This is a genomic window from Chitinophaga agrisoli, assembly GCF_008386695.1.
GTDB classification, from domain to species: domain Bacteria; phylum Bacteroidota; class Bacteroidia; order Chitinophagales; family Chitinophagaceae; genus Chitinophaga; species Chitinophaga agrisoli.
The window spans coordinates 190,509-203,610 of record NZ_VUOC01000004.1 but is presented as its reverse complement, the minus strand read 5'-3'; the positions used below and the strand labels follow the sequence as shown (position 1 = coordinate 203,610).

General features: G+C 51.9%; 10 protein-coding genes. 2 read left to right on the top strand and 8 right to left on the bottom strand.

The genetic code is table 11. The annotated features are described in order from the left end of the window. Window positions 1–150 precede the first annotated feature (150 nt). Window positions 151–987 carry a hypothetical protein gene (locus tag F0L74_RS20155; protein WP_188316085.1) on the top strand — a complete coding sequence of 279 codons (837 nt, stop codon included), beginning with the start codon at window positions 151–153 and terminating at the stop codon, window positions 985–987. 54 nt (window positions 988–1,041) lie between these two features. On the opposite strand, the gene F0L74_RS20150 is transcribed toward F0L74_RS20155, so the two are convergent. The 8 genes from F0L74_RS20150 to manA form a co-directional block, all read right to left on the bottom strand. Continuing rightward, the gene (locus F0L74_RS20150; protein ID WP_213087038.1) at window positions 1,042–2,271 is read right to left on the bottom strand and encodes a TlpA disulfide reductase family protein; all 1,230 of its coding nucleotides are present in this window, start codon (window positions 2,269–2,271) and stop codon (window positions 1,042–1,044) included. A gap of 16 nt (window positions 2,272–2,287) precedes the next feature. Next, window positions 2,288–3,364 carry a TlpA disulfide reductase family protein gene (locus F0L74_RS20145; RefSeq protein WP_149839718.1) on the bottom strand — a complete coding sequence of 359 codons (1,077 nt, stop codon included), beginning with the start codon at window positions 3,362–3,364 and terminating at the stop codon, window positions 2,288–2,290. Window positions 3,365–3,400: 36 nt separating this feature from the next. Next, the gene (locus tag F0L74_RS20140; RefSeq protein ID WP_149839717.1) at window positions 3,401–4,852 is read right to left on the bottom strand and encodes a RagB/SusD family nutrient uptake outer membrane protein; all 1,452 of its coding nucleotides are present in this window, start codon (window positions 4,850–4,852) and stop codon (window positions 3,401–3,403) included. A gap of 21 nt (window positions 4,853–4,873) precedes the next feature. Next, complete coding sequence (locus F0L74_RS20135; protein ID WP_188316084.1) at window positions 4,874–8,302, bottom strand: SusC/RagA family TonB-linked outer membrane protein; 3,429 nt, start codon at window positions 8,300–8,302, stop codon at window positions 4,874–4,876. A 147-nt stretch (window positions 8,303–8,449) separates the two neighbouring features. Next, a complete protein-coding gene (locus F0L74_RS20130; RefSeq protein ID WP_149839715.1) occupies window positions 8,450–9,598 on the bottom strand; it encodes a FecR family protein in 1,149 nt (382 codons plus the stop codon). A 233-nt stretch (window positions 9,599–9,831) separates the two neighbouring features. Continuing rightward, the gene (locus tag F0L74_RS20125) at window positions 9,832–10,419 is read right to left on the bottom strand and encodes an RNA polymerase sigma factor (RefSeq protein ID WP_149839714.1); all 588 of its coding nucleotides are present in this window, start codon (window positions 10,417–10,419) and stop codon (window positions 9,832–9,834) included. 245 nt (window positions 10,420–10,664) lie between these two features. Continuing rightward, window positions 10,665–11,255, bottom strand: a complete 591-nt coding sequence (locus F0L74_RS20120) for a DUF6580 family putative transport protein (RefSeq protein ID WP_149839713.1) — start codon at window positions 11,253–11,255, stop codon at window positions 10,665–10,667. A gap of 152 nt (window positions 11,256–11,407) precedes the next feature. Next, entirely contained in the window at window positions 11,408–12,628 is a 1,221-nt protein-coding gene (gene manA / locus F0L74_RS20115; RefSeq protein WP_149839712.1) for a mannose-6-phosphate isomerase, class I, read from the bottom strand. A 54-nt stretch (window positions 12,629–12,682) separates the two neighbouring features. Between manA and F0L74_RS20110 the strand changes: the two genes are divergently transcribed. Further along, window positions 12,683–13,039, top strand: a complete 357-nt coding sequence (locus tag F0L74_RS20110; protein ID WP_149839711.1) for a YraN family protein — start codon at window positions 12,683–12,685, stop codon at window positions 13,037–13,039. Window positions 13,040–13,102: the final 63 nt, after the last annotated feature.

Below are 13,102 nucleotides of genomic sequence, written 5' to 3'. Positions count from 1 at the left end.
AAGTTAATGGTTTATAGCCTATCCCGGTTGCAGCTTGCGGCCGGGATTTTTTATATGTGTTAAAGCGAAGATGAAGGCGCTGCTCACCCATATATGTTATTTTTAACTAAGCTGAAATAGTTAGTTTTGCGGTTCATGAAACCCATACTTATGAAAATGAGATTTGTTATTCCTGCATTATTATGCGCGTTTACGGCGTTTGTTTCCTGTAGTAAAACTGAAGATAACCCGAAACCTGAGACTGAGACACCGGGGGACGATGAAAGCCCGGTTGACACATCCCAGCCCGCCAGTCATAATTTCATTGGCATGATACAGGGGACGGGTGTTGATGATACAACATTTGTGTTTAATTATGACGCAAACAACCGGATGAAAAATGTTGTCAATGTTTCCTGGGAGGATTCGCTGATCGGGACTTATAACGACGCCGGAAATCTTAGCCAGATGGTGCTGAAGGATAATGGTTCGATCACAACCGTTACCTATACTTACAATGCAGCTAACCAGCTAACGCAAATCAGCCATAAGCAAGGTAACGATGAAAATAGAAATGTGTTTGAATATACAAACGGTGTTGTTTCAAAAAACAGCAGCTACGCGGTCGGTCCGAATGGGGAACTCAGCCTGGGCGCGTATTATATATACGAGGTGACGGATGGTAATATCACTAAAATAAAGTCATATTCCGGAGGCCTTTTTACTGGTGAAAGCACATTGACCTATAACAGTGATCCGAATATTTTCAAATCACTTTCTTTGTTTAACGATAATAGTGCGCTTGGTATGAATGATATAGCAGATCAACAGACATGGTTTAACAAAAACATGTGTACAGGCAGCACGTTTATTAACACTACGCAAACGACGACGGTCAATGCTTTTACCTATACTTATAATGCCGATCAGCAGCTCACGAAGGTAGTGTCTACGCAAACATTTGCGGGCAGTTTGTATAAGACCCGTACAAGGAAATTTTCCTATTGATACCTGGAAGATATTTAAATAAAAGGAGGCCAGTAACGGCCTCCTTTTTTCATGTCAATCCTCCTTGCTGTTATGCCCTGGCCCAAACAGGGCCGCCAGCTTTTTATCCATGGCGTCATCGTCTTCGCCGCCACCGCCGTAACGGCCAATGATGTTGCCATTAGGGTCAATCAGTATTTTGGTGGGCAGGCTGTGGATGCCGTAATGATCGCTGATGTCTTCCGGGTTGGGCTGGCCTGTACGGCGTTTGTCCATGTCCAGTCCGCGGAGTACGTGTTTCCAGATGCCGATGCCGTCTTCCGCCACGGCTTTTTTCCAGGCGGCGGCAGCGCGGTCATCATCGGAGATGCCGATGATCTCGAGGCCTTTATCCTTGTACTGGTGGTACAGGTTTTTGAGATGCGGGTTGCCTTTGCGGCAGGGGCCACACCAGCTGGCCCAGAAATCCAGGAGCACGTATTTGCCTTTGAGGGCGGCCAGGCTTAGCTCCTGGCCGTTGATATCTGTTTTGGTGAATGTATAGGCCACGCTGCCGGGGGAGCCTTTGCGGAGGCCATCCAGCTCTGTGCGGATGGCTTTCCCGTACAGGCTTTGCCGGATGTCCGGGGAGAGTTTTGCGTATGCTGCTTCGCCTTGCCGGAGGGGCATGCCGCTGACCTTGTAGCGTAAGAGATAAGCGCTTACGTAGGAGGCGGGATGCTGGCTGATAAAGCTGCTGTCTACCTGGTCCATGGCTTCGTAAAAAGGCTCCATATTTTCCTTGATACTATCCAGCGAAGCTTTTAGCGGCTTTAGAAAGGCCTCGTCCTTTTTGGCGCGCATGGCGGCTATGTAGGCGTTGTTTCCTTCATCGAAAGCAATGGATAAAGGCCGCAGCTGCCGGTTGACAGGCGCCCGTTCTTTTTCGAGGGCATCCAGCTCTTCCTGGGGGGCGGAACCCTGGAGATGACCTTCGGGGAAGTGACCTTTTTCCAGTGTGACCGTCATTTGGCCGGGTTGCAGGAAAACGTTCATGAGATCTGCGGTGGGGCTCATGATCAGGTTCTTATCCCGGTAAATAACGCCGGATACCGGGCCTGGCAGCGCGCCTTTGATGGTAAAGCGCCCGTTTTGCAGGACGGCGCTATCTTGCTGGTACTGATCTTCCGAAACGGGGTAGCTAAGGTAGATGGTACCTGTGGGCATACCTTTTACCGTACCTGTTAAGGTGAAGGGTTGCAGGGCCTGCCCCTGTACGGTTACATGGAGCAGGAAGGCAACCGGAAGCATAAACGCTGTGTTCATATGCAGGATATGGATGTTATTGGATCACTTCTGCCAGCTTGCGCTGCAGGGCAACGCCCCTCAGGTCCTTGGCAACGATGTTACCCTGCGGATCGATGAGGAAATTGCTGGGGATGCCGTTGATACCGTAGTAGTTGGATACCTCGTTCTTCCAGCCTTTAAGGTCAGATACCTGCTGCCAGGGCATACCGTCTTCCTTAATGGCTTTTTGCCAGCGGTCCGCCTTATCATCCAACGATACGCCCAGTACGGTGAAATTCTTATCCTTGTAGGTGTTGTAGGCCTTGAGCACATTGGGGTTCTCTGCCCGACAGGGGCCGCACCAGCTGGCCCAGAAATCTACCAGCACATATTTGCCACGGAGCGCGGATGACTGGAAGGGCTTGCCGGCGGGATCTGCCTGGGTAAAGTCCTTCATTTTGGCGCCGATAGCGCTGCGTTTAAGCACTTCGAGCCGTTTTACGATCTTTTTGCCGGTAGCGGTATTCCTGACGGAAGGAGCCAGCTGGTTGTAGGCGGTGAGTACTTTGGAATATTCGCCCATAGAGGCCATACCGGCTACCAGGTTGGCGCTTACGACGCTGGCGGGGTGCTGACTGATATAGTTCAGTGTCCGCTCGCGGGTTTGTTTGCGATATTCTTCCAGCTGATCGTCTATTTTGGCGGTAGCGGCTTCGTTACCCTTTACTTTGGCGTATTCATCGTAGAGGGGGTATTCTTTCTCCTCGATATCCTTTAAGGAGTTTTTATAGGCCTGGTATTCGTCCTGTACGGGGGAGCCGGTGACCTGCATCTGCTCTGTAGAGTCGATATGTGCGCTAAGCTGCATAGTTCCGTTCTCTCCGAAGAATTCCAGGTAGCGGCGGCTGGTGGTCACGAATAATTTGGCCGGCTCCGGCAGGCGGCGGCTCCAGGTGAAATGGCCATCCTGTACGGGCACGGTATCGGCGTGCTCTCCATCATAGTAGATGTGTATCACGGAGTCCTGCAGGCCCCTGATATGGCCGGTGAGGGTTAGTTTGTCCTTTTGTTGCCCCTGGCAGGAGAATGCCATGGCGGCTAAGGTAATGGCAAGGAAGCATGTTCTTTTCATGTTATCTGGTTTTCGTTTTATTAGTTAGTCGTTTTATTAATTAGTGGGTAAGGTGAATACAATTTTAGGATCATCCGGTTGAATAGTGAGCGCACTGCCGTTATTATCCGCGGCGATGCGGGTCATGGGCAGGCCATTGCGGAAATAATCGTAGCCCGCATGGCCTTCAAAGGCCAGTTCCAGGCGGCGTTCCTTTAATATGGCGGTAAGCAGGTCCGTATCCGGCAGACTGATAATATCTGCGGCGGGCAGGCCTGCGCGGGTATGGATGATGGTAAGCGCATCCCGGGCGGCGGTATAGTTCTTTAGTTTGGCGGCGGCTTCTGCCCGGTTCAGGTAGATCTCTCCCAGGCGCAGGAATCCGTTGGGCCCGTAGGTGATCCAGGCTTCGTTGAGGACCAGCCATTTGGTGGTTTCTGTATAGTTAGAGTTTACATTCAGCTTAAAGAAACTACCCCGTATATCTGCTGCCGTGAATTGTTGCCGCAGGTCCGAAGATGGCAGGAAGATGGCGCCCACGTTGTAGATAGCGTCAAAATGGAAGAGCTGTCCCAGATCAGAGCCGCCGGTGGTGTTGTCATAGGCGAAAATGTATTCTTTGTTGTCCTGGCCTTTGGAGCGGCCTATGGCGCCGGTTTCATCATCGCCAAACATATTGCGATAGGCATCGCCCTGCTGGAGGGCGTAGCGGCCGGATGTTTGGGTAAGCACGCTATCTGTATAAAGGATGACCTGCTGGTTGGCGGTATTATCCGGACTGGCCACGGCGCCGCCTTTATACAGGTACACACGGCTGAGGAGGGCCCAGGCAGCAGCGGTGGTGGCAAAGGCATTTGTTCTGGTAACCGGGGCTTTCATGAGCTGAGCGGCTGTTTGCAGTTCGTCTATAATGAAATTGTATACTTCTGCTACGGTGGCCGGGGCAGGTACATCATCCAGGCTACTGCTCAGTTTTAAGGGCACTGACGGGCCGCTGCCGCCACCCTGGTAATAGGGTTTGCCAAAAGCGCGCACCAGGTTAAAATAGGTAAAGGCCCGGAGGAAAAGGTTCTCGCCACGGGCGTACTGGAAACGGTCTTTCTCTTCCTGGGTAAGGCCGGCGTAACCGGTTTGCTCAAAGTCCCGCATACCTTCCAACGTAACGTTTATGCTTACGATGAGCTGGTAGGCACTCCGGAACATCTCTACGCTGTAACCGGACGTAGGGCCATTGCTGTTACGGAAGAAAAAAGCGTCTGTATTCTTGCTGGCCGGCGCCCATTCCTGCAGGGTGACGTTGTTGCCACGGCTTTCGCCAAAGTCGAGCCATACCCGCTGGAGTGTGGTGAGCATTACATAAGCGCCAACGGTAGTTTCCTCTATGCCTTCCAGAGAGGACAGCTCGCCCTCCTTATCGATCTTGGTGAGCGGCCGGATATCGTCAATCTTGCCATCGCAGGCGCTTAGCGCCAGGGCAGCTATAAGTATATAGTAGTGGATCCTTTTCATTATTTTCTTTTTTAGATGTGGTTAAAAACCTACCTGTAAACCAAATACATACCGGCGGGGCGCGCCTACGCCGGAGCCGACGGAGGTACCAAAGTCCTGCGCCTGGCCTACGGAAGGGCCTTCCGGATCAGCCGCCATGATATCCTTTGAGTACCAGGTGTACAGGTTATCACCGCTGATATATACCTGGCAGTTAGCCAGGCGGAGACGGGTGAGCAGCGAAGCTGGCAGGTCATAGCTAAGCCTTACGCTGCGCAGGCGGGCATGGGTGCCATCGTGCATGAATTTGCTGGTGCCGCTCCAGGGCGTGTTGGCCTGGTAGTAGATGGAAGGCTCTGTGGCGTCTGTTTGTCCGGGTTTGGTCCAGACATGCTGGGATTTACGGTAGGCTAATTGGTTGTACGTATCTACATAGTAACCCTGCATCTGTTGTGCCAGATCATCCACCATAATATATTTCACGGCAAAGGTGACAAGGGCGCTGAGGGTGAATTGTTTGTAGCTGAAGCTGTTATTCCATCCACCGTAATATTTTGGCTGAAAAGAGCCAATGGTCTGGAACTGGCGGGTATCTGTGCCTGCATCCACTTCTTCCGGGGTGTGTACCAGTTCCTTGCCGGTTACATTGCCTTTGGCATCGAAGAGGAGTTTTTCAAACAGGGGCTGGCCGGTTTGGGCATCTACGCCGGCGTATTTGACGGCCTTGAGGCTATTGATATCTTCGCCGGCTTTGAGGTAAAAGCTGTTGGAGGTATAGAAGCCCTGGCGGAGGGAGTCGTTAGCCACATGGAGGATCTTATTCTTGTTGAAGGTGACGTTGAAGCTCATATTCCAGCGGAAATTCTTGTGCACGATATTATCTGAGTTGATAAGGATCTCTACACCGCGGTTCTGCACGCTGGCCACATTTTGCCACTGGCTGTCAAAACCAGCCAGGGAGGTCAGGGCCACTTTTTGCAGCAGATCGTCTGAACGGCGGCGGTAATAATCCACGCTGGCCGTTACACGGTTAAACAGCCCCAGATCGATGCCGCTGCTGAGCGTTTTGGTGATCTCCCAACGCAGGTCTGGATTGCCCAGCACCACTATTGTGGCGCCGGTTTGGCCGCTGTAGGTAGTGCGGGGCTGGTAAAGGGTGTTAGACAGGAAGTTATCGCCCAGTTGGGAGCCATTGGTGCCGTAATTGAGGCGCAGTTTAAGATTGCTGAGCCATTTTTGCTGTGCGAGGAAACGTTCTTCGCTTACTATCCAGGCGCCGCCTACGGAGTAAAAGGTACCATAACGGTTATCCTTGCCAAAGCTGCTGGAAGCATCCCTGCGGAGGGAGGCGTTGAGGCTGTAGCGGCCGTGGTAGGTGTAACCGGCTTCGCCAAACATGGAGTATACGCCGCGTTCTTCCTTACCACCTTCTACGTTACCGGCTTTGGTAGGGATGATGCCAAAGCTGGAGTAATCATAAGAAGGGCCCACCTGGCGGCCCAGGGATATAACGGGGTAACCTGCCCGTACGTTGTTCACATTCACCCGGATATCTTCTACATGCGTGAGGCCAAACTCCATGGCTGCCAGCGCGCGGATGGTATGCTCGCCAAAGCTTTTACGGAAGTTAAGCTGGTTAGAGGTAAGGTAGGAGCTCAGGTAATTGGTGGTAGTGCCCAGGTAACCTTTGGGAGAATAGATGGTGCCAGAGCCGCCAAAGGACCGGGCATCCATATAACGCTCTGTTTTATTGTAATTCAGGTTACCGGAGTTAGTGGTAGAAATACTGAGCCAGTCTGTGATCTTATAATCCAGTTTGGCAGAGCCGAAGAGCAGCTGTGAACGGAGGCCAACGTAGTTGTACTGATCCTCGAACAAGGGGTTCTCGTTCTGTTGCATGCTGCCATTCATCTTATAATCCAGCGAGGGGCGGATGGTACCGTCTGCATTATACGGGTTAGCCCAGGGTACCAGCGAATACAGGAAAGTGCCGGTGCTGGAGTATTGCTGCCGCCCGTTGTTGATGATGGCGTTGATAGCGATGCTGGAGGTAAGGCGGTCTGAAAGACGGGTATCGAGATTCAAGCGGAAGCTCATACGTTTTAAGCCGTTCATTACAGCGGTGGATTGTTCATTGTAATAAGAGGCGCCGGTATAAAACCGCGTTTTTTCGTTGCCGCCGCTGGCGTTCACATTCACCTCTTTGGTGTTGCTGTTGAGAAAACCGTATTTCTCCCAATCGTAGGGATGGGCAACCTCTTCCTGTGATGGGAGGCGGTTATCGAGATAGGCCTGCAGCGTGGGATAAGTGGGCGACAGTGCGGCGTTGTTGATACTGTAATTTTCTGTATAGTATGATTTCTGAAGATCATACAGTTCCTGTGCGCTGAGAAAACGTACCGGGCCGCGGCTGGGATGGTTGAGGCCATATTTTACCTCTGCGTTGACGCGGGTTTTGCCCAGTTTGCCTCTTTTGGTGTTCACCACCAGTACGCCGGCGGCAGCGCGGGAGCCATAGATGGCCGTGGCGGCGGCATCTTTGAGGATGGTAATATCCTGGATCTCCTGCGGGGTGACGATCTCCTTGAGGTTCTGGTTGGGCATGATAACGCCGTCCAGCACCAGGAGCGGGCCGTAGTTCTGCGTGGGCATGGCGAACTCGTTGGCCTGGTCAACCCCTACGCCTACGACGCTGCTCTGGCCGCGTACGAATATTTGTCCGCCGCTGCTGGTAGGATCCCCCGCCTGTTGTTCAGAGATGTACAAACCCGTGGCCCAGCCTTTCAACAGCGATACCGGGTCAGAGGTGGTGATGCCTCTGCGGAGGGCATCGCCGGAGATCTTTTGGATAGAGCCGGTAAGCTCGCCAACTTTCTTTTCGCTGTAGCCGGTGATAACGGTCTCATTTAGTTTGGCCGGGGCCGGGAAGAGGCGGATGCGCAGCTTATCGCCCGCCGCCCAGTGTACGGATAGCGGCTGGTAGCCGATAAAGGTAACCTGAAGCTGATCTGCCTGCAGGTCTGTAGGCACGGAAAAATGGCCTTCCGCATCCGTGACGCTGTATTTGTTATTGCTTTTCAGACGGATGGAAGCGCCGGGCAGCGGCATAAAGGAGAGGCCATCCACCACCACGCCGCTGATCAGCTGCGCGGGCAATGCCGCCTCCTGTACGGTGTTTTTCTCTTTGGTGAGGATGATCGTTTGTTTGACGATCTTCCAGCGGATGTGCTGCGCTTTGAGGCTTTTATCGAGCACTTCTTCGAGCGCCATGTTCTTTACATTGATGTCGATGGCGCGGGCATTGTTTAACATACCGGCCTCGTACCAAAACTGGTAGCCGCTTTGGCGCTCGATCTCGCTGAGCACATTTTCCAGGCGCATGTTCCTGCCGGAGATGGTGATCTTCTGGGAGAAAGCGGCGCCATGGGCGCTTAACATGCCGATGAACAGCAGTATAACTGACCACTTCATAGCTCGTAATATTTTGGTTGACGGACATAGATCGCCCGGCTGTAACCGGGATAGAAGGTTTACAGACATAGCAGTAATTTGGTTGATATTGATTGTTTCTTTTTCCTCTTTCTAAAAAAGACGGAGAGTACCCGCGGGATACTCCCGTCAATGGTTGGTTGGTTCTTGTATTTGTATTTTATTGCCGACTATCGTTATATAGACGCCGCTTTCGTTTAAAACGGCTGAAATCTCTTCAAGTGAATAGCTGCGGGGCATTTTGCCTACGAAGCGTTTGTCTTTTAAATTCTCGTTGTATTGTACATCCATATTGTACCAGCGGCTTAGCTGGTTGAAGACCATTCCGATGCTGGCGTTGCGGAATACGAAGAAGCCGTTCTTCCAGGCCATGGCCTGTTCTTCATCTGCTGTTGCGATGTTGATGTTATTGTTGCTGATGATTGCTTCCTGACCGGGTTGCAAGGTAACGGGGCTCCCGTCGCCCTTAACCTTTACGGCGCCTTCGAGGAGGGTGACACGTAATGTGCCGTCATCTTTATAGGTGTTTACGTTGAAGTGGGTGCCCAGTACGGTAATTTCCAGTCCGCTGGATTGTACAATAAAGGGCTGGGCAGCGTTGGCGGCCACTTCGAAATAGACCTCGCCAGTAACTTCTACGATGCGTTGCAGGCCGGTAAAAAGGGTAGGGTAGCGCAGGGAGCTGGCCGCATTGAGCCAGGCCTGGGTACCGTCTGGTAAACGTACCTGGAACTGGCCGCCACGGGGCGTGGTGAGGGTGTTGTAGCTGATGGCGGTTGCTGTGTTGTTGTTGTTATCATAGTGCAGCAGGCCGCCGGTTTGGCGTATGGCGGTGTTGCCCTGGTGGATGAGTTGGTTGCCGTTGCTATCCAGGGGGATAGTGGAACCGTTTGCCAGGGTGAGGATAGCTTTGTTGGAGCCGGGTGGTATATGCGGCTGTTGGGCTATTGGCGCCGGGGTTTTATGGGAGAACCATAATGTTCCGCCGGCGATGAGCAATGCCAGGATTGCGGCCGCGGCGGCGATTTGTTTCCAGACTGGTAGGCGCTTTATGGGCGTTGGTTTGTCCATGGCGAGTATGCGGTCTGGTATGTTGTGCCAGTGTGTTGGAAGGTCTGTGGTTGGTTGTTGTTGGGCCAGCATGGATGTGACGATGGCGGTAAAATCGTCCCGGTTCCCTTCGTTGGCAAGGAAGAGATCGAGCTCTTGCTGTTCTTGCGGTGTAAGGGAGGCGGTTGTGTGCTGTTGTAGCAGATATTCCAGTCTGGCTGATTGCATGTTTTTGCTGTGTGTTGTTATGCTGTGTTATTAATAAGAATGCGCAAAAAAGGAACGGTACTTATCGGAGGGAAAATATTTTTGGAGTTTTTTGGATGAAGGGGGTGGGTTGAGGGAAAAAGGGGCTCTTTGGTGGAGAGCAGGTGGCTGTTCTTTGATAGGTGATCGTTTGAGGGAAAATGAGGCTCTTTTATGGAGAGCAGTGACATGGTTATTCTTTAGAGGAGCGCGTTTCATTCCTTTATAAAGAGCAGTACGATCAGCGGAATGTAATGGCCGTTCTTCTCCAGGTGGTCCCGGATGCTTTTGAGGGAAAATACGATGGCGTTTTTGATATAACTCTGGGAAAGCTGCAGCTGGTCCGCGATCTCCGGGATCTTAAGGCCTGCGTTGCGGCTGAGCAGGTAGATCTGTTTACGCTGTGGCGGCAGTTTATCGACTGCCTGGGCGATGAGATGACGCGTTTCTTTGAGGGCCAGCTGGCCGGCCACCGGATCGTAGCCGGTATCCGGGTGGGCGGCGGCCTGGTGGCGCAGGCGGAGGGTGGCTTCTTTTTTAAGCCAGGTATAACATTCGTTGGCGGTAAGGCGGTATAACCAGGCCTGGGGATGTTCTACACCCTCCAGCTTGTCACGGTTGAGCCATACCCTTACAAAAGTATTTTGCATTACGTCTTCTGCGCCGGATTCCTGCTGTACCAGTTTGAATATAAAAGGACGCAGGATAGGGAGGTAATGATCAAAAAGTAGCTTGAAAGCGGCTTCGTCTCCTTCTGCGATACGGCGGAAAAGGTCTTTTACACTGTCTGTTGCGTTATACATCCCTGACCTCGGATATTTGGTTGATTCTTGTTTAAATGTACTGATTCTGTGGTAAAAATTTGATTGCTTTTCAGGCTAGTGGCGGCGGTTTCTGTGGCGTGGGCGGTTGGTTGAAAGCGGTTGTTAAACAGCCTGATCCAAAAGGTTTGCATTGTCCCTGCCGCAAACACCGGCCCTGAAAACAAAAGGGGACGCCTCAATTGCCTTGAGACGACCCCTTCCTTTAGTAAAATATCATGTAACGCTTAGGCCAGCTGACCCTGCGGTTTGATCGCGATCCTTTTTACCAGTGCATATGCACCGAATAATACTGCGCTATAGCATACGCTGCCCATGATGGTATTGAGCAGGAAGTTACCGAACATATCGTTCCGGAAGAATGGGATGGCTGCGGCATAGCAGGCCATTAATCCGCTGGCGGTATGCGGGTACATATTAGACAGCACCCATACGCCGAAGTTAGAGATCAGGAAGAACAGCAGGCCTGTGCCTATGGCTGTCAGGAATATTGTCAGCGCATTGATCTTCTTCAGCTGTGTGCCGATGAAGGTGATGAGCAGGAAGGCGCCGTATACAAAGAACATCTGCGCACCGTAGAAGCCCTGGATGTTGGTGAAGAGCTGGAAACAAAGATCCGTGAGGAAGAGTGTGGCCAGCGGTAATATATAAGATAAGCGTTTGTTTTTGATCACTACGCCGCCAAAGAGGGCGCTGGCGCCAATGGCGTTGAAGTTCCACCATTGCAGTTCGTTGGTGATCAAACGGCATAGACCGGCCGCGAGGATAAGACCTGCAATGAGGAGGATTTCTGAAAAGGATGATTTTTGTTGTTTCATCTGGATCACTTTGATTTTTTATGTTGGTCAGATGGAATCAGGGATTTCATCTGAGCCAGTTTGACTGTTTGTTGACCAGATGGAACTTGTTGCGTTTATCTGGGTCAGATGACTGGCAGTCAGGCCAATCATCCAGCTAAATTACGTTAAAATTATAAATTATTCACCGGTACAGTGGCTTTGAAGATCAAAGCATTACCGGTAATACGGTAAGGTTCGCCGGCGCTTACAAAAACGGATTGGCCCTGCCGGAGCTCCAGGTTGTCGGAACCGGTGATGGTTGCATCGCCTTTCAACACCAGCATGATCTCTGCCGCCTGGCTGGTATGCTCGTATACGGTTCCCGTTTGCAGGGTGATGCTGCTTACCACGAAATCCGGCGCGGGGGAGTGGTAGATCCTTTCTGCCGGGTTGGCGGCGGGCTCTCCTTTCATGATATGCGGATGTACGCCTTCGAAACGGGTATGTTTGAGCAGCTCCGGCACATCGATATGTTTGGGAGTGAGGCCGCCGCGGAGTACGTTGTCAGAGTTGGCCATCAGCTCTACGTTCTGGCCTTCGAGGTAGGCGTGCGGTATACCGGCATCCTGGAAAACGGCGTCTCCGGGTTGTGTTTGTACAATATTGAAGAAGTAGATAGAGAAGATGCCTCTGTCCAGCCGGTCCAGGCCCTGCGGATCATTGGCGATGGCCCTGCCAGCCCAGAACGCGGGATCTGATTTGGCGAGGCGACCGTTCTGGTAGGCTTCCAGGACTGCTTCTCCCAGGGGGCGTAACAGCTGGTTTACCTGGTCTTGGGGCATTTCCATGACGGTCTTGTACAAGCCGTAGGTTCCTTCTTTTTCGTACACGGTTTTGAGTGAGGCGAATGCGGACACGGTTTCCAGTACGGTGCGCAGTTTATCTTCCGGCAAAAAACCATGCAGCAGCCAGAACTCACTGAGGGCCACCATGATCTCCGGTTTATGGTTGGCGTCCTTATAATTACGGTGCGGGGCATTGAGCGGTATGCCGGCCTCGTTTTCCCTGGCGAAACCTTTTTCTGCTTCGGCCTTGGTGGGGTGCACCTGTATGGACAACATATCTTTTACATCCAATATCTTGAGCAGGTAAGGCAGCTCCTTAAAGCGGTCCCATACCTGTTGGCCCACGATGGGGGCGGGGGATTGCTGTATCAGTTGATCCAGCGTAGTGGTTTGTCCGTTCAGGTGAATGGTGGCAGGTGCGCTGGGATGCGCGCCCATCCAGTACTCCGCGCTGGGCTTATCGCTAGCGGGTTGTCCCAGTAATTGGGGGATATAGGTATAACCACCCCATGCATAGTGCTGTACTTTACCATCCAGCCGGAATAACTTTTTATCAACTGCAGCCATTTCTGTAGATTTATTAATGAACCATTGTAAACCGGCCCAAAATTAGTTGAAAAAATGGCTTCCCATAATGAGCTGGGTAAAAAAGGAGAGCTGATTGCCCGGCAATACGTACAAGAACAGGCTTACGAGGTATTACATACCAACTGGAAATGGGGCAGGAAGGAGATCGATATCATTGCCAGCCGGGAAGATTGCCTGGTATTTTTTGAAGTAAAGACGCGCATGAGTGACCTGTACGGCTGGCCGGAAGAGGCGGTGGGTATCCGGAAGCAGAATTATCTGCAGGCGGCCGCGGAGGTATTTATGGCGCGGAGCCCCTGGATCCCGACGGCGATACGGTTTGATATCATTGCTATCACTTTTACCCAGGAGGATAAGTATGAGCTGGCGCATTTTGAAGACGCGTTCTAGTAATTACGAATTACTAATTACTAATGATGGATGCGGAGGGGAATGTTTGTTGGTTGATTATTG